We start from the raw sequence: 16,388 nt of genomic DNA, 5'->3' as shown, positions 1-16,388 counted from the left end.
TTTTCAATCCACCAGAAAATATATTTCTTCCATAACTGGCTTTAAAAGTGTCCTACAGAGGAATTAGGGCCTTTTTGAAAAATAATTTAAAAATATTTTCACCCAACGTATGTATATACATTAATTGTTTATACATTTGCACAGGTTAAACAATTACCCAAAACAGAAATGAAACTTAGAAACACTGTATTAGCAGCGCTGGTAGCGTTGGTTACATTCGCCTTCGCTGGCAAAGGCGTTGAGTACAAAGTAGTAAAGAACCAGTCTAAAGTTGCCTGGAAAGGTACTAAGGTAACTGGCGAGCACAGTGGCGTGATCAGCATTGCCGATGGCAAACTGACCAGCGACAGCAAGAACATCTTAGGTGGTTCTTTCACCATGGACATGGCTTCTATTGTTTGTACTGACATCACTGATGCCAAAATGAACGGCAACCTGGTAGGTCACTTAAAGTCTGATGATTTCTTCGGAACTGCCAAGTACCCAACTTCTACTTTGGTAATCACGAAAGTGACTCCTACTAAAACCAAAGGTCAGTACCTGGTGAACGGTGATTTAACCATCAAAGGCATTAAAAACCCGGTTCAATTCCCAGCTACTATCACTCACGCTGGAAACCAGATCAAAGCCAAAGCCAACATCAAAGTAGACAGAACCAAATATGACATCAAATACGGTTCAGGTTCTTTCTTTGACAACTTAGGTGACAAAGCCATCAGCAACGATTTCGACCTGACTGTTGACTTGGTAGCCCAAAGAGACCAAGTAGCTAAAAAATAATCTCACCCGTTTTTCATGTTGAGAACCCTGCAGATGCGCGAAAGCCGTTTGCAGGGTTTCTTTTTATAGGCTGTTTTCCTAAAAACTCCTCTTTTCCTGATTACAAAGGTTTCAAATGCAGAGAAGTAGTAAGCTTTGCTTCGGTGTCATTCATGAATTTCGATCTAAATAGAAAAATGAGATGGTAATCGTATTGCTGTTGATAGTATTACTATTAACTTTGAGGGTAATATTAGCAAGTCAGCAAAGAGGGAACCATGAGCGCCACCATCAGAATCAGGTTAAATGAAAAGCTTTTCCTGCGAGACCCGGAACAGACCGAATTGGGTAGGACTATCTTTAAGGAAAGTATCCGGTTGATAGATGAATTGGGTTTTGAGTTATTCACCTTTAAAAAGCTCGCGCAGCAGATAAACTCCACAGAGGCATCGGTGTACCGGTACTTTGAGAACAAGCACAAACTGCTGCTCTACCTGGTATCATGGTACTGGAACTGGTTGGATTACCGCATCAGCTACCAGACCCACAACGTGAAAGATCCGGTTGAGAGGCTACGAATCTTCATTTCTATTCTTGCCGATAACAGGGAGGGAGAACCGTTGGATATGTACAATGACGTACATGCCCTGGCCCGCATTGTAGTACTGGAAGCTTCTAAGGCCTACCTCACCAAGGAAGTGGACAACGACAACAAAGACGGCTTGTTCCAGGATTACAAAAACTTGTGCCACAAGATGGCGCTGGTGGTGCTGGAGATTAACCCAGACTATCCTTTTCCGCATGCTTTGGTGAGCACGCTCTTTGAAGCGGCACGTAAGCATCTGTTCTTCGCGCAGCACCTTCCCCGCCTTACAGAGGTGAAGCTGAACAACGGAGAAGAAAACAGTTTGACAACCTTCTTGAACCATCTGGCCTTTGCCCTCATTGGGAACGTTGCCGTATCCTCCACCTCCAATAGTAAGTAATGGCGACTCAAACAACTTTAAAACCAACTCCCTTCAAGCGTTTGCTGGAAGTGCTCTCCTCTGAACAGAAGGTGATCGGGTACATTTACCTCTATGCCATTTTCTCTGGTCTGGTGAACCTCTCTTTGCCGCTGGGCATCCAAAGCCTGATCGGGTTTGTGTCTGGCGGACAATTAGTGACCTCCGTGACAGTGCTGATTATATTTATTGTACTGGGTGTGGTGGTGGTAGGCGGCCTGCAGGTGATGCAACTTTCCTTGGTAGAGCATATTCAGCAGCGCATCTTTGCTACTAAAGCTTTTCAGTTTACAACCCATTTAACCAAAATCAAGGGAAATCAGCTGGCATCGCACAACCTACCCGAGATGATGAACCGGTTCTTTGACGTGATTTCCTTGCAGAAAGGCTTGGCCAAGATGTTGACCGATTTTTCGGCGGCGGCCATTCAGATTCTGTTTGGGCTGGTGTTGCTCTCCTTTTACCATTCCTATTTTATCTTCTTCGGTTTGGTGCTGATCACCCTGCTGGTGCTTTTGCTTAGGCTCTCCAGCCCCCGCGGAATGCGCACTAGCCTGGAAGAGTCAAAATACAAATACCGGTTGGTGAACTGGTTGGAGGAGATGGCGCGCAATATCACCGTTTTCAAGTCTGCATCACATGAACGGCTCTCGCTCACCAAGACCGATGCCTATACCAGTGGCTACTTGAAAGCCAGAGATGCGCACTTTAAGGTGTTGATCTCACAGTACATCGGGTTTGTGGGTTTTAAAACGATTATTACGGCGGGCTTGCTGCTCATGGGCAGTTTGCTGCTGGTGAACCAGGAAATAAACTTGGGCCAGTTTGTAGCTTCAGAAATCATCATCATTCTCATCATTAGTGCCGTGGAAAAACTGCTGGTGAAGCTGGATGTGGTATATGATGTATTGACCAGCCTGGAAAAGTTGGGGAGCGTGACAGACCTGCCTATGGAGGAAACCCAAGCTCAGGTAAGAGAAACACCTTCCAGCCAGCAAGGCGTTGCCATTCAGGTAAAGGAAGTGGCTTTCCGCTATGCTGGTGCCAGAAAACATGCTTTACAGGGAATCAGCTTTTCAGGAGCACCCGGTGACAAGATCTGCCTGGCAGGTACCCATGAGGCGGGTAGGTCTACCTTACTGCAGGTAATGGCAGGTATCCTGACGGACTATGAAGGCACTGTCGTGTACAATGGTCTGTCCCTGCAGGATTATAATCCGGAGGCCATTCAGGAGCAAACCGGGGTGTATTTGTTGCCCAGCCTTTTGTTTGAAGGTACCATCCTGGAAAACATTACCATGGGCCAGCCTGAAGTTACCTTGGATGACGTGTTATGGGCATTAGAGACCGTGGAGTTGTCTGATTATGTGCAGGCCCAGCCAGATGGGCTTTATACGGTGATCCGGAGCCATTCTCCTACCATACCGGAAGGGGTTGCTCAGCGGTTTGCCTTGGCCCGAAGCATTGCGCGAAAACCCAAACTACTTTTGCTGGACCACTTTCTGCCCGCTGTCAACAAAGCCCTTCGGGAACGTATTGGACAGCGGTTGTTAGGGGAGGAGTTGCCCTGGACCGTGGTTGTGATCTCCAATGATCCAGCCATGATGCGCCTCTGCAACCGGGTGATTTTACTTGAAAACGGAAAGGTGAAAAGAGAAATTTTAAGTGAAAAAGCCTCAGTTGAGGAATTAAACCAGTTTGTGTAATGGCGAAGCAAACCTCCACTTCCACACTTCCGCTTGCCTGGGAACAATATGATTCTTTTAGGCACGTGAGTAAACCAAAACTGGCCAGAGTAATGGCGTATTGGTGCCTGGGCTTTTTTGTCCTGCTGTTCATTGCCTGCTGGCTCCCCTGGACCCAAAACATCCGGTCGGCCGGGGCCGTGACCACGTTGCAACCTCAAGATCGGCCCCAAACGGTGCAGAGTACCATTGCCGGGCGCATTGAACAGTGGCGGGTGCAGGAAGGGCAGAAAGTAAAGAAAGGCGATACGCTGGTGATACTCTCTGAGGTGAAGGAGAAATACTTTGACCCTCAGTTACTCACCCGGATGCAGGAACAGTTGCAGGCCAAGGAGGGAAGTCTGGAAGCCACCCAAAACAAAGCCGCTGCGCTCTCCCAACAGATTGTGGCCCTGCAGGAGGGCTTACAGTTCAGCTTACAAAAAGCGCGCAATAAAACCCGCCAGGCGTATTTAAAAGTACAGAGTGACAGTGCAGACTTAGTGGCTATCAAAGCTGAGTTTGAGATTGCACAGGCGCAATACGGGCGTCAGGAAAAGCTTTTTCAGCAAGGCCTTAAATCGTTGACCGAGCTAGAAAGCCGGCGTCTTAAGTTTCAGGAAATGCAAGCCAAGTTGCAGAGCACCCAAAACAAGCTCAACATCAGCCGAAATGAGCAGCAGAACGCGCGTCTGGAGCTTTCCTCTTTGGAAGCCGAGTACCAGGATAAAATCTCCAAAGCCCGCTCAGACCTGAATTCCACCCTGGCTTACGTGAATGACAGCAAGGGTGAGCTTTCCAAACTGAAAAACGAATATGCCAATACTGAAATCAGGAATTCCTTTTACCAAGTGACCGCGCCGCAGGATGGGGTAGTGGTGAGAACGTTGAAAGCCGGGCTTGGTGAAACCATCAAAGAAGGAGAGGCCATTTGCAGCATTATGCCGGCCAACCCACAACTGGCCGTGGAACTGTACATGAAAGCCATGGATGTGCCCTTGCTGGAGGTAGGACGAAACGTGCGCTTACAATTTGAAGGGTGGCCTGCCTTGGTGTTCTCCGGATGGCCCAATGTTGGGTTCGGAACGTTCGGGGGCAAGGTGGCCGTGATAGACAACATGAACAGCGAGGGTAACTACCGGATATTGGTGGTGCCAGACCCTGAGGGAACTCCCTGGCCTGAGGCCATTCTGGTAGGATCTGGAGCGTACGGGTGGGCCATGCTCAACGATGTTCCCATCTGGTATGAGCTCTGGCGGCAGTTGAATGCTTTCCCGCCTGATTATGTAAACGGGGCTCAAAACAGCTCTAAGGAAGGAAAGAAAGAGAAGGCAGCAAAGGGGCAAGAAGAGAAATGAAAAGCAGCCGAATGATTTATAGTGCCCTACTATGTGGTTTGCTGCTTTGGTATTTTCCAACGCAGGCAGCAGACAGCACAGCGGTGTTTACCATCCATGATTTCATGGAGCAGATTGCCTGGCGCCATCCGGTGGCCCGGCAAGCTGAGCAGCTATCAGAGCAGGCGCGGCAGGAGATCCTCATGGCCCGCGGAGCCTTTGACCCCGTATTGGCCGCCAAGTATTACAAAAAGGAGCTGGGCGGTAAAAACTATTTTACGCTCTGGGACAACGTCTTGAAAGTGCCTCTCTGGATTGGGGAACTGAAGGCCGGTTATGAACGCAACAGCGGAGTGAATGTGAACGGGGAGAACATCACACCCCGCGATGGACTTTCCTATGTGGGCATTTCTGTGCCGCTGGCCCAGGGTTTGTTGATGGATGAACGGCGGGCTACGTTGGCTCTTGCCCGGCAGGCCCAGGAGTTAGCCGAAGCGGATCGGGTGAAAACCATTAACAAATTACTTTTGGAAGCAGCCAAAGCTTACTGGGACTGGGCCTACGCTTACCAGCGCCGCGCCTTGTTGGAACAAGGCTTCCAGTTAGCCCAGGTGCGGCTACAAGCGGTGAAAGAACGGGTACGGCAAGGAGACTTGGCGGCCATTGACTCTGTAGAAGCCCAAATGGAGGTCCAGAACCGGCAAGCTTTGCTTTTTCAGGCGCGTACAGAAAGCCAGAACGCTGCGCTGCTGGTATCCAACTTCCTGTGGGGCGAAAACAACACTCCTCTGGAATTACCTGAAGGGGTGAAACCTTCTTTGCTGGGCACAGAGCCGGAACCACTTACGGATGGGGAACTTGCGTTCTTTCTGGGCAATGCCCGGGACCGGCATCCGGAGGTAGCCAAACTGCAGGTAAAAGTAAGGCAATTGGAGGTAGAGCGGCGGTTCTCCCAAAACAAACTGCTCCCTAAACTTAATTTGGAGTACAACCTGATTGGGGCCGGCAGCTCTATGAGCCGCAGTTGGCTGGAGGAGCGGTATGCTTCTGACAATTACAAACTGGGAGCCAGTTTCAGTTTTCCTCTTTTCCTGCGGCAGGAGCGGGGAAAACTGCAGGTGACACGCCTCAAGCTAAACGCGACAAGGCTGGAACTGCAGCAGACCACCCGCGAGACCCAAAACCTAGTGCAGGCTGCTTACAACGAGCGCCTCATGCTGGAAGACCAGATTACTCTGCAGGAGCAGATCATCGTTAGCAATGAGTTCCTGCGAAACGGCGAGCAGCAACGGTTTGAAAGCGGGGAAAGCTCCCTGTTTTTAGTAAACACCCGCGAAATGAACCTACTCACCCAACAGATCAAACTCTACGAACTTAAAAGCAAATACGGGAAAGCCAAATACTACCTCCAGTGGGCCGCCGGAAACCTCGGTTCTGATATGGCAGGAATTTCCATGCGGTAAAGTTTTGCTCTTTCTTGTTCACGGGCTCTAGAACTGCCCTTATAAACTGGGTAGAGTAGCCTTGTCAATGGTTTTTAGCCAGGTTCTTTGGAACAAGCTTTAAACCAGATAAGAATAAGTTACACCTTGGTGAGCCAGCCTTTGCGGTAGAAGTAATAGACCATTCCAGATACTACCAAGCCCATAAAACACAGAAGAGAGACATAGCCGTAGGGATGGTACAACTCAGGCATGTTCAAGGGATTGATGCCGCCTTTGGGGTTTTCGCGGGAGAAGTTCATGCCGTATAGACCCACAATAAAACTTAACGGAATAAAGATGGTGGAGATAATGGTCAACACCTTCATGACCTCGTTCATGCGGTTGCTCACGTTAGACAAATACAGGTCGGTTAGGCTGCTGGTAATCTCTTTGTAATTGTCTACCAGGTCAATGAGTTGGATGGCGTGGTCGTAAATGTCTTTAAAGTAAATCTTCAGTTCATGGGGCACCATGCTCTCGTCCATCCTGAGGATCTCGTTTATTTTATCACGCTCAGGCCAGACAATCCGCCGTATTTTAACTACTTCGCGTTTCAGGTCAAGGATTTGGCTTAAAAGCTTTTTGGAAGGGTTTTCAAAGAGGCAATCCTCCAGTTCCTCGGCGTATTCGCCTAAGGAAGCCATGGCGGGAAAGTAGTGGTCCAGCACCACGTCCATCATGGCGTAGGCCAGGTACATGGATGTTTTCTTCCGGATGGCTCCTTTGCCCGCTTTAATGCGCTCGCGCAATGGATCCAGGCAATCTTCGTAATCACTTTGAAACGTGAGCACATAATTGGGACCCGTGAAGATGGACAACTGGTCATCATCCAATTCATGCTGCGGGGTAAAGGCAATCATTCGGGAGACTATGAACAGGCGGTTGTGATCTTCTTCTACCTTGGGGCGCTGGTAGTCATTGACCACGTCTTCCATTTGCAGCGGATGGATGCGAAAATCTACCATCATGCGTTCCAGCAATGCCTGGTTCCCGTAGCCGCGCACGTCAATCCAATGCCTAATCTCCGGGGCCGCGTGAAAGGCTCCCATAAGCGCATCATAGCTTTCAAATTCCCTGATGTCGCAATGCTTGTCATCGAAAGAAACCAGGAAAAGACGCGGAGGAAGCGCCTCGGCTGAAATAGTCAGGGAGCCGGGTTTTTGACCCACTTTCCGGTCTAAAATGTTCTTGGTAGGTTGTCTTAGGTTGGGAAGGATGCGCATGGGGTTTGGTGTGCTAAATTGAAAGAAGCCCAAGAGGCTCACCTGATACGAATTTCAGAAAGATAATGATAAGCCTGTTTTGTGCCTGATTTTCTGAAAACAGGATTTAAACGAACCGGAGAAACCTGATTATAGCTCCAGCAAACGCCCGTTCTTCTGGAATAGCGCCTCTATCTGCGGAGCCAAACCAGTACGCACCTCTACGGTGAGGCGGCAATCTACGTTGAAGTCCTGCTGGCGCACAGGCAAATCATAGTCTTTGACCACTTTCATGATCTCATTCATTTGCTCATAGCCAAACTCAACGATTAGGAAAGTGGTTTCGTGGCGTTCCACCACCTGCGCCTGTTCCAATGCCTCGGCAGTAGCGGTTTTGTTAGCGTGAATGAGACCGCCAACTCCCAACTTAATTCCACCAAAATACCGGATCACCACCACCAGTACATTGCTCAGCCCCGCTGATCTGATCTGGCCCAAAATAGGATCTCCGGCAGAATGGTTGGGCTCGCCATCATCATTGGCGCGGTACGTGGCCCGGTTTGCGCCCAGTAAGTACGCATAACAATGGTGACGGGCATCAAAGTACTCTTTTTTGAGGGATTGTAGAATCTCTTTTACCTCTTCCTCGGTGCGTACAGGGTAAGCTTTGGATATGAACTTGCTGCCTTTCTCTTTGTACAAACCCTCTACGGGCGCGGCTATGGTGCGGTAGGTGTCCTCGCTCATGGAAAACAAAAGTACGAATCATTTGGAATAAGCAGGACGCACTGTTTTAAAGCCGATTTTCTGAAAAACGCCTTTAAAACAGTGCGTTTCTGATTTCCTGGTAGGACATTAAGAGCAGGGCCACAATGGCAAGAGCCATTCCCAGCCAATTGACTCGGCTGAGCCGTTCACCAAAAAACAAGATGCCGCCCAATGTGCCCAGCAGGATAATACCGATGTTGTTGACCGGGTACAGAAACGCCCCATCGTTCTGGAACGCAAAAAGCGCTTGTACCAAAAAGAAGATGGAAAAGTAATTAGGAACACCTAGTGCTACTCCGGCCACCAGGCTCTTTCTTTCAAACGGAACCTTCTGTGCAAAGGAGCTATACAAAAGCACGATCACTCCAATCACTGCCGAGGCTAGAAACGTAGAAATGGTAAATGCCCCTGCCTGATGTGATTGCAACAACTGGTCATTGGTAAAATTAATAATCACATCGCCTAGTCCCGCTGCCAGAAAAACCACTAACGGAAGGACCCAAGCCCTTTTTGTAGCCTCTTTTGCATCTTCTAAATTGGCTCGGCGGGAAGTAAGTACCACGGCTACCAACGCAAGGACCATTCCTGTGTAGTTTAGGAGGGTATACTGTTTCAGGCCATTTTGTAGCATTAATAAACTGAACAGCACCGGAATTACCAGCGATATTTTCATGGCCACCGTAGTGGCGGCAACGCCGATTTTCTGTGCGGCCACCGCCACCAGATAAAAGGAACCGATGAATAAGCTGCCCAAAGCCCAGCTGGCCAGCATCCATGGTTCACCCAGGTTTTGCACCAATACTCTAAGGTCCTCAACCGCGAAAGCTGCTCCCGTGAACAGGCACACTACATAATTGACCACAATGGCCTGGAAGGTGCGCACTCCAAACCGGTGGTACAGTTTGAAGATAAAGACCAGCAGGGTGTTAAACAGAATACAAAGCAGCAGGTAAATCATGCGTGTATCTAGCAAAAGGGCTCCAAAATATCAAAACCCGAGGCAAGGCAACGGCGGCTACCGCAACAGGGCAATCGGAATTGCTCTGCTTTGCGTAACTTCGCAGATAATGTTGCCTTCAGAACCATACCTGCTTTCCTTCCTGCACCTGCCTGACAGCGCCGGTACCCTGATTTCTACCCAAGATGCCACTGGGTTGCCCTTTGATGTAAAACGGGTATTCTGGGTTTTTGCCTCTGATCAGGGCGCGGAACGCGGCGGCCATGCCCATCGCACCACAAAGGAATTGCTGGTGGTTTTACAAGGGAGTGTACGGGTAGAAACGGAAACGGCCAAAGGAACCAACACCTTTGTGTTAACTTCTCCTGCCCAAGGGCTGTACATACCTCCCTTTTGTTGGATTACTGTTCACCCGGCACCTAATTCGCTTCTTTGCTGTAGCACTTCCACTCATTTTGAGGAAGCGGACTACATCAGAAGTTATGAAGAGTTTCAAAACCTGATTTCTGAATAGGTGCATTTACTGACCCAACGTACCGCTAATTGCCACAAAGTAATCTAGAAAACATGCTGGTTCTTCCTTATAACGCAGCGCATGAAATGGAGTGGGATGCCTTTGTAGAAAAGGCGAAGAACGGGCATTTCATGTTCAAAAGGCGTTACATGGAATACCATAAGCACCGGTTCCAGGATGCGTCTTTGTTGTTTTTCAAGAACCAGAAGTTAATGGCTATTTTGCCTGCCCACTTAGAGGAGGGCTGTCTGTCCAGCCACAAGGGACTTACGTTTGGCGGCATTTTATGTGATGCTGCTATGACCTTCTCTCTTATGCGAGAAGTTTTTGACGCCCTGAAGCACTTTTTGAAAGAGCAGAAAGTATGCACCATTTTTTATAAAGCCATTCCTTCCTGTTACCACCAGATACCGGCTTGTGAAGATGTGGCGGTATTAACCCAACTAGGATCAGAGATGGTAGAGCGTGATTTAATAAGCGTAATTAACTTGTCAGCTCCTCCGGTAGAGTATTACCGGGGGGTAAAGTGGTCTATTAAAAAAGCGCACACCCATAGGCTTCAGGTACGTGAATGTCAGGAATGGGAAGGATTTATGGGCATCATGAAAGATCTGCTTCAGGAAAAATATGGACTGCAACCAGCCCACAGTCCGGCTGAAATGATCAAGCTGGCTACCCTGTTCCCAGAAAACATTCTCTTGTACGGGGTCTATCAAAACGAAAAGCTTCTGGGAGGGGCTGTTCTCTATATTTCTGGACAGGTGGTACATGCGCAATATCTAGGCATGACTCCAGAAGGAAAGAAGCTTCGCGCGCTTCCTTTTTTGTTAGATTCTATTTTTAACAAGTTCCGCGGGACGAAGCACTTTTTCAGCTTTGGTTCTTCACAGGACGGCACGTACATCAATGAAAGTCTTTATTACTTTAAGGAAAGCATGGGTGCCCGGGCTATGTTGCAGGAACAGTACCTGCTTTCTTTTAACTAAAGCTGAGTTACTAACAAGTCATTGAGGTATGCACGTTCCTTTTTTTACATTTCGTGATTTTCCGGTTGGGCTTCAGCAGCGGATAGAGGAAGCACTTCTAACAGAATTGCGGAAAAACCAGTTGATCCTGGGTCCTTCTGTTACCGCCTTTGAAGAAGAATTTGGACAGTATTTGGGTGGGGGAGATGTCATTGGCGTTGGTAACGGATACGATGCCTTGGTGATTAGCCTTCGTACTTTGGGAGTTGGTTCTGGTGACGAAGTGGTGGTTCCAGCTAATGGATACATCGCCACCATCAATGCCGTGCAGCAAGTGGGAGCCAAACCTGTATTTGCCGAGCCGGACGGGCACACCTATAACATCACCGCTGAAACCGTTGGGCCAGTGATTACCCCAAGAACCAAGGTAGTGTTACCCATCCATTTGTATGGCCAGAGTTGTGAGTTAGATGCGCTTTTGACCCTATGCCGTAACCATGGCATGGAGTTGGTAGAAGATTTCGCGCAGGCGCAGGGAACTTTATATGGAGGAAAGCCAGTAGGCACGTTCGGGAAAGTAAATGCTACCAGTTTCTACCCTACCAAAAATTTAGGTGCCGTGGGAGATGGGGGAGCTGTGGTTACCCAAGATGCTGCTATAGCTCATTGGGTACGCCAGTACCATAACTATGGGCAGTCACGGCGGTATGAGTATGCCCAAGTGGGCATCAACTCTCGTTTAGACTCCCTGCAGGCAGCTGTTTTATCTGTGAAGCTCTCCTGTTTGAATGAGTTAAATGCAGTGCGAAAACGCTTAGCTAGCCAATACCACGAAGCTCTGGCAGGCATTGGTGATTTGATTTTGCCAGTGGCTCCTGCTGGACCGAATGACCATATTTACCACCTCTACGTTGTGCGCACTAACCGCCGGGAAGCATTACAAGTGTTCCTGCAGAAGAAAGGCATTCAGACCTTGGTTCATTACCCTGTCCCGCCCCATCTACAGCCATCCTACCAACACTTAGGCTACAGGCAAGGTGACTTTCCGCTTACCGAAGAATTAGCTTCCACCAGCCTCAGCCTTCCATTGTTCCCGGGCATGACAGATTCAGAGCAGGAATATGTGGTGGAGCAATTGAAATCCTTCTTCCCCTAAGAAGCCTTCTTTTTACCAGCCTATTTTAAAGCTGGTTTTTAGATAATGACGCTAAAGCGACCTCTTCCTCCAGAGGGCCTTAGCGCTTTACAACCGGTATTGCCACAATTTCTTTGTAGTTTGCACCATGGCGCGAAAGCAGCACTTGCGGCAATTTTTAAGTAATTCGGTGTGGTCAGGGCTTTCAACTGTTGCCAGGGCGGGCAGTTCGCTTATGATTAATAAGTTGTTTGCCGTGTACTATGGGCCGCAGGGAATCACGTTGCTGGCGCACTTCCAGAATCTTATTGCCTTACTCACTACGCTTCCTAACAGCGGTATCAACGTGGGGTTGATCAGGCACTTGGCGCAACATGAGCCTGATAGTGCTTCCTACAGATCTTATTTCTGGATGGGCCTGTCTTTAAATCTCCTTACTTTTTTGGGAGGCATTGCGGCTATTATTCTATTTCCTGCTTTTTTCCTTGAGCGGTTCAGCCAAGAAATACCAGTGCAACCCGGGATTACGGAGTTCTGGATTTTCTTGTGCCTCTTTGTACTGCTTCTGTTGCACTTGTTCTGGTTATCAGTGCTATTAGCCAAGCAGGCCTTACGGGCTTATGTGTACTTAAGCCTTCTTACCAGTGTTATCAGTATTGGGGTTACGTGGTGGGCTGTTGGCCGGGTAGAATTGTCCTCAGCTTTGGTGCTGTTTTTGACCGGGCAAAGTATCAGCGGCTTGGTAGGAATGGCGGTGGTGATTTTCAAAGGCCTTGTACCCAGGTGGCAGTGGGGGTGGTCCCCCGACGTTGTCCGTAATCTAGGGAAGTTTTTGGTGATGGCCCTTTCCACCTTAGTAGGCGCTAAATTGATTGACTTTGTGGTGCGGGAACTGGCCATCCAGCAGTTTTCCATGGTAGAAACCGGCTTATGGCAGTCGGTGGTGAAAATCTCAGACAGCTACACCATGGTGTATGTTTCTATTTTAGGAATGGTCTACTATCCTAAAATAGCCGCGTTGCTGCCTCAGCCCCAGGCACTGCAGGTTTACGTGAAAAGCATATTCTACCTATTAGTGCCAGCGTTAGCGGTGGGGTTGCTTATCTTCTGGTGGCAGCGCGACTTTTTCATTCAGTTGCTTTTTCACCGTGAATTCCTAGCCGCTCGTGACCTGATGAACTACCAGGTTTTAGGCGATTTCCTGAAGATGACTGCTTGGGTGCTTTCCTACATTATTACTGTTCAGGCACGGGTAAAACTGTACATACTCACACAGTTGGGTTCAGGCCTTTTGTATGTCACATTAGTGGCTTGCCTTATGCCCCTGCTTGGGATAGAGGGATTGCCCATTGCCTATGCTGTGCGCTACGGTGTTTTTTTAGTTTTTCACCTGTACCTTTTCCGGTCTTATTTTCTTAAAGCATGACCGAACCGCTCGTCTCCATTATCTGCCTCTGCTACAACCATGCGTCGTTCCTTAGAGAGGCCCTTGACTCGGTGCTGGATCAAACGTATCCGAAGATAGAGATTCTGATAGTGGATGACCTAAGTACTGATAACAGTGTAGAGATCATACAAGACTACGTACATCGTTTTCCAGCCATTAGATTCATCAGGCATACCCAGAACCAAGGTAACTGCGCCTCTTTTAATGAAGCCTTGCTACTCAGTCAAGGCGAGTTCATCATAGACTTTGCCACTGATGATGTGTTGTATCCTGACCGGGTGGCACTACAAGTGGAGGCGTTCCAAAAACTGGGTGCCACTTACGGAGTAGTATATACTGATGCTGAGCTGATAGATGAGCAATCGACTTCCTTAGGATTTTTCTACGCCCGTAATGCTTCGGGTCAACTATTCCCGAAGCCGGTTCAGGGAGATGTGTTCTCAGAGGTACTGGGGCGTTACTTTATTTGTCCGCCTACCATGATGATTAGGCGGCTGGTGCTGGAAGAATTGAAGGGGTATGATCCGGAGTTGGCATATGAAGACTTTGATTTTTGGGTGCGCTCTTCCCGTAATTGGAAGTATCATTTTCTGGATCAGGTGCTGTGCCAGCGCCGGATGCATCCTCATTCCTTATCTAGAAGAGTGTACCAGAAAGGCGATAAGCAGTTGGCTTCCACCGTTAAAGTGATTCAAAAGGCTCAGAAATTAGTTAGGACTCCATTGGAGAGGGAGGCGCTCAAAGTCAGAATTAAGTATGAAGCCCGCCATGCATATCTTACCGCCAACTATGCAGAAGCAGCTCAGTTGCTACAAATCCTGCAGGAAGAAGGCGGAATGACGGCTGTCTATAAACTTCTCCGGATGCTTACAAAGCAGAAGGTGCCTTTGCAGTTTCTTCGGCGGTGGTACCACAGGTGGCGGTACGGACATACCTCCGCATAAAATTTTGGATGAGGCTGGTGAAAACAGTATCTGTTCCCAGTCCTGAACCACTTTGGATGGAGCCTGTGTTTAGCACCGCATGAGAAGGAGAAAGTTCTGTGAACGTGATCTCACCACCGCCAATCCCGTTCCAATCAGTGTCGGTTCTTGAATAGACGTTTGTGCCTTTTCCGTCTTCTTTATTTAACCCTTTCCCTAAAATTACTGTATTGACCGGAGTACTCCAGCTGGTTTTATCTGTTTCATCTCCGCAAATGGGCAACTGGTCTAGCCCTCTTTCACCAAAGGTCTCGTTCTCTTTTACTCCGCTTCCTGCAAAAAGCCAATGGTCTGGCTCAAGAACTTGATAAGGGGCGAAGGTTCCCATGCCGGGTTCTGAGAATTGGGCACCCAGAAGTTGTGCTTCCGGATAAGGTGTATGTCGCCAGAGGCAACCTCTTTGGGTCTCATTTTGGAAAAACTCCCCATTTTTGCGGCACTCTAGCTTCGTAAAGTTCTGGTGCCATCTTACCTGCCAATACACTTGGTTTCCGCCTAAGGCCAACAAAGACTTGCGCTGCTGAAAAATCAGGTTTCTTAGAGACGCATACATTTTCTGGGAGAAGTATTCAGCGTGGTAGGCTAGAACCAGGACCTGATGTTTTTCAAACAGGTTTGGGTGCACCTCCAGGTAGTAATCGGGGTACAGGTCTGCTTCGTAAAGTTGGTAAAACCAATGGAAAATGTTGGCCTCAATCCGGAGGTTGTGCTGCAAAGGGTGATTGGCCTCATAGGTGAGGGCTGAGTTAGGCCGAAGTCCCGAGACAAAAGGAGCAAGGCCTTCATTGATGGCATTTCGGTACAAGGACTGTCCGCCATAGGCATTGTACGCTAACCAGGTGGTCACCGGGGCCAATACTGCTACAGTAGAGATGGGGGAGGCAGTCCCTACCAGGAAATGAATCTCAGCGGGCTTCTCTAAGGCAGGGTTGGTCAACAAGGCGCAGTAATATCCAGCGTTGGCAGTTGGCGGTAATTGAAATTGCCAGCCTACACGCCAACCGCAGCCGTTTTGTGCCTCTTCTACTACATCTGGTTGGGGGAAGGTGTCAAAAGCATGTACCGCTACTTCCTCCCATTGTTGATCTCCAACATTTCTCTGAAGTTGTAATTGGTTCTGTGGCAACTCCGCTTTGAGGTGGAAACCAATTGTTTCTCCCGGAAGGTAAAAAGGTTTGTCTGTGTACCCTTCTAATGGCTGCGGCACCATATCAGGGGTTACAGCATCTATAGTCAGGCGCGGAGTCGGTTTTAGGCGCCAGGCAAAATGCCGGAGCGGACCCGCTGTTTTCAGGAAGACCGCCCTAAGAAAAGGAAATGTCCGGATGACTTTCTTAAGCAACTCCATGGGCAGAGTGCGTAGCTACAAAAATCAGTTCATGATTGCCCAAGCCCAGCCAAGCCTGCTCTTCAGGAGTTCGGGAATTAGCATACTCAACCGCCTTCACTTTAAAACCTTGGACGGCCACCCGTTGGGCGAAATCGTGTCCGTAGTTCCGGAAACGGTCTGCCTGTCCATATGCTTTTAAACGCTGCTGGGGAGTTTTGGCATTGGGATTCTCGACTGTAGTGGCATGGGAGTGCAGACGGGCTTGTAGCAGCAGCTGTCCAGTTGGGGTTAACACGCGCCTCAATTCCTGCAAGGCTTGCCTGTCATTTGGCACGTGTGCCAACACGTGGGAGCACAGAATCAGGTCAAAAGAAGCGGTAGGGTAGGGCAAGGCCTGGATGTCTACGAGGTCCATGGCAACAGGAGAGGTCAAGTCTGCGCTTCGGTAGTGTAGGTTTGGGAGGTTTTTGAGGCGTTTTTGCAAAATCGGCTCCGGAGCCATGTGTAGCACCATTAGCGGACGTTCCTTTATTTTTACCTGTTCCTGTAGGTAGAGCCATAACAGGCGATGGCGTTCCAAGGTATGGCAACGTGGGCAAAGGGCTTGGGGGCGGCGCTCACTTCCGAAGGGTAAAAACGTTCTGAAAGTGGTCTCACACAAAGGGCAATAAACCTTGCCACCCAGGTACAACCAGCTTCTGGAAAGCCAGAAAAACTTTCGTAAAGAAAGCCGGGCCTTCGCCGGAAGCACTTTCTTTAACAACGGCAGTGGCATAGA

At 48.8% G+C, this 16,388-nt stretch carries 15 protein-coding genes; 10 read left to right on the top strand and 5 right to left on the bottom strand.

Going from position 1 to position 16,388, the window contains the following annotated elements:
• The first annotated feature begins 168 nt into the window (after positions 1–168).
• The 5 genes from DC20_RS03295 to DC20_RS03275 all read left to right on the top strand — a co-directional run bounded on the left by DC20_RS03295 (position 169) and on the right by DC20_RS03275 (position 6,287).
• Positions 169–780 (top strand): YceI family protein, encoded by a 612-nt coding sequence (locus tag DC20_RS03295; RefSeq protein WP_062542529.1) that lies wholly within the window; start codon positions 169–171, stop codon positions 778–780.
• 257 nt (positions 781–1,037) lie between these two features.
• Positions 1,038–1,745 carry a TetR/AcrR family transcriptional regulator gene (locus tag DC20_RS03290; protein WP_062542528.1) on the top strand — a complete coding sequence of 236 codons (708 nt, stop codon included), beginning with the start codon at positions 1,038–1,040 and terminating at the stop codon, positions 1,743–1,745.
• Positions 1,745–3,469 (top strand): peptidase domain-containing ABC transporter, encoded by a 1,725-nt coding sequence (locus tag DC20_RS03285; protein ID WP_071885370.1) that lies wholly within the window; start codon positions 1,745–1,747, stop codon positions 3,467–3,469. The genes DC20_RS03290 and DC20_RS03285 overlap by 1 nt, the downstream gene beginning before the upstream one ends.
• The gene (locus DC20_RS03280; RefSeq protein WP_062542526.1) at positions 3,469–4,845 is read left to right on the top strand and encodes an HlyD family secretion protein; all 1,377 of its coding nucleotides are present in this window, start codon (positions 3,469–3,471) and stop codon (positions 4,843–4,845) included. The genes DC20_RS03285 and DC20_RS03280 overlap by 1 nt, the downstream gene beginning before the upstream one ends.
• Positions 4,842–6,287: a TolC family protein gene (locus DC20_RS03275; protein ID WP_062542525.1), complete on the top strand. Its 1,446-nt coding sequence runs from the start codon at positions 4,842–4,844 to the stop codon at positions 6,285–6,287. The genes DC20_RS03280 and DC20_RS03275 overlap by 4 nt, the downstream gene beginning before the upstream one ends.
• 119 nt (positions 6,288–6,406) lie before the next feature.
• Here DC20_RS03275 and corA read toward each other — a convergent pair whose 3' ends face one another.
• The 3 genes from corA to DC20_RS03260 form a co-directional block, all read right to left on the bottom strand.
• Positions 6,407–7,531 carry a magnesium/cobalt transporter CorA gene (gene corA / locus DC20_RS03270; RefSeq protein ID WP_062542524.1) on the bottom strand — a complete coding sequence of 375 codons (1,125 nt, stop codon included), beginning with the start codon at positions 7,529–7,531 and terminating at the stop codon, positions 6,407–6,409.
• A gap of 129 nt (positions 7,532–7,660) precedes the next feature.
• On the bottom strand, positions 7,661–8,257 hold the full coding sequence (locus tag DC20_RS03265; RefSeq protein WP_062542523.1) for an IMPACT family protein: 597 nt from the start codon (positions 8,255–8,257) through the stop codon (positions 7,661–7,663).
• A 73-nt stretch (positions 8,258–8,330) separates the two neighbouring features.
• The gene (locus tag DC20_RS03260; RefSeq protein WP_071885369.1) at positions 8,331–9,236 is read right to left on the bottom strand and encodes a hypothetical protein; all 906 of its coding nucleotides are present in this window, start codon (positions 9,234–9,236) and stop codon (positions 8,331–8,333) included.
• Positions 9,237–9,345: 109 nt separating this feature from the next.
• Between DC20_RS03260 and DC20_RS03255 the strand changes: the two genes are divergently transcribed.
• The 5 genes from DC20_RS03255 to DC20_RS03235 all read left to right on the top strand — a co-directional run bounded on the left by DC20_RS03255 (position 9,346) and on the right by DC20_RS03235 (position 14,241).
• Positions 9,346–9,750 carry a sugar 3,4-ketoisomerase gene (locus DC20_RS03255; RefSeq protein WP_062542521.1) on the top strand — a complete coding sequence of 135 codons (405 nt, stop codon included), beginning with the start codon at positions 9,346–9,348 and terminating at the stop codon, positions 9,748–9,750.
• A gap of 53 nt (positions 9,751–9,803) precedes the next feature.
• Positions 9,804–10,736: a GNAT family N-acetyltransferase gene (locus DC20_RS03250; protein ID WP_062542520.1), complete on the top strand. Its 933-nt coding sequence runs from the start codon at positions 9,804–9,806 to the stop codon at positions 10,734–10,736.
• A gap of 28 nt (positions 10,737–10,764) precedes the next feature.
• Positions 10,765–11,871 (top strand): DegT/DnrJ/EryC1/StrS family aminotransferase, encoded by a 1,107-nt coding sequence (locus tag DC20_RS03245; RefSeq protein ID WP_062542519.1) that lies wholly within the window; start codon positions 10,765–10,767, stop codon positions 11,869–11,871.
• Between the two features lie 127 nt (positions 11,872–11,998).
• Complete coding sequence (locus DC20_RS03240; protein WP_157593032.1) at positions 11,999–13,276, top strand: MATE family efflux transporter; 1,278 nt, start codon at positions 11,999–12,001, stop codon at positions 13,274–13,276.
• A complete protein-coding gene (locus tag DC20_RS03235; RefSeq protein ID WP_062542517.1) occupies positions 13,273–14,241 on the top strand; it encodes a glycosyltransferase family 2 protein in 969 nt (322 codons plus the stop codon). The genes DC20_RS03240 and DC20_RS03235 overlap by 4 nt, the downstream gene beginning before the upstream one ends.
• Here DC20_RS03235 and DC20_RS03230 read toward each other — a convergent pair.
• On the bottom strand, positions 14,165–15,628 hold the full coding sequence (locus DC20_RS03230; RefSeq protein WP_062542516.1) for a N,N-dimethylformamidase beta subunit family domain-containing protein: 1,464 nt from the start codon (positions 15,626–15,628) through the stop codon (positions 14,165–14,167). The two genes, DC20_RS03235 and DC20_RS03230, sit on opposite strands and share 77 nt — an antisense overlap.
• Positions 15,615–16,385 (bottom strand): class I SAM-dependent methyltransferase, encoded by a 771-nt coding sequence (locus DC20_RS22535; protein ID WP_083470232.1) that lies wholly within the window; start codon positions 16,383–16,385, stop codon positions 15,615–15,617. The genes DC20_RS03230 and DC20_RS22535 overlap by 14 nt, the downstream gene beginning before the upstream one ends.
• Between the last annotated feature and the right edge of the window lie 3 nt (positions 16,386–16,388).

The organism is Rufibacter tibetensis (assembly GCF_001310085.1).
In the GTDB taxonomy this organism is placed as follows: domain Bacteria; phylum Bacteroidota; class Bacteroidia; order Cytophagales; family Hymenobacteraceae; genus Nibribacter; species Nibribacter tibetensis.
This window is presented reverse-complemented; position numbering and strand designations above follow the sequence as displayed.

Bases quoted from the DNA above. Each gene is read 5' to 3' on its own strand.
- DC20_RS03255 (WP_062542521.1), top strand. From the start codon at position 9,346: ATGTTGCCTTCAGAACCATACCTGCTTTCCTTCCTGCACCTGCCTGAC.
- DC20_RS03230 (WP_062542516.1), bottom strand. From the start codon at position 15,628: ATGGAGTTGCTTAAGAAAGTCATCCGGACATTTCCTTTTCTTAGGGCG.
- DC20_RS03240 (WP_157593032.1), top strand. From the start codon at position 11,999: ATGGCGCGAAAGCAGCACTTGCGGCAATTTTTAAGTAATTCGGTGTGG.
- DC20_RS03265 (WP_062542523.1), bottom strand. From the start codon at position 8,257: ATGAGCGAGGACACCTACCGCACCATAGCCGCGCCCGTAGAGGGTTTG.
- DC20_RS03275 (WP_062542525.1), top strand. From the start codon at position 4,842: ATGAAAAGCAGCCGAATGATTTATAGTGCCCTACTATGTGGTTTGCTG.
- DC20_RS03280 (WP_062542526.1), top strand. From the start codon at position 3,469: ATGGCGAAGCAAACCTCCACTTCCACACTTCCGCTTGCCTGGGAACAA.
- DC20_RS03250 (WP_062542520.1), top strand. From the start codon at position 9,804: ATGCTGGTTCTTCCTTATAACGCAGCGCATGAAATGGAGTGGGATGCC.
- DC20_RS03245 (WP_062542519.1), top strand. From the start codon at position 10,765: ATGCACGTTCCTTTTTTTACATTTCGTGATTTTCCGGTTGGGCTTCAG.
- DC20_RS03260 (WP_071885369.1), bottom strand. From the start codon at position 9,236: ATGATTTACCTGCTGCTTTGTATTCTGTTTAACACCCTGCTGGTCTTT.
- corA (WP_062542524.1), bottom strand. From the start codon at position 7,531: ATGCGCATCCTTCCCAACCTAAGACAACCTACCAAGAACATTTTAGAC.
- DC20_RS03295 (WP_062542529.1), top strand. From the start codon at position 169: ATGAAACTTAGAAACACTGTATTAGCAGCGCTGGTAGCGTTGGTTACA.
- DC20_RS22535 (WP_083470232.1), bottom strand. From the start codon at position 16,385: ATGCCACTGCCGTTGTTAAAGAAAGTGCTTCCGGCGAAGGCCCGGCTT.
- DC20_RS03235 (WP_062542517.1), top strand. From the start codon at position 13,273: ATGACCGAACCGCTCGTCTCCATTATCTGCCTCTGCTACAACCATGCG.
- DC20_RS03290 (WP_062542528.1), top strand. From the start codon at position 1,038: ATGAGCGCCACCATCAGAATCAGGTTAAATGAAAAGCTTTTCCTGCGA.
- DC20_RS03285 (WP_071885370.1), top strand. From the start codon at position 1,745: ATGGCGACTCAAACAACTTTAAAACCAACTCCCTTCAAGCGTTTGCTG.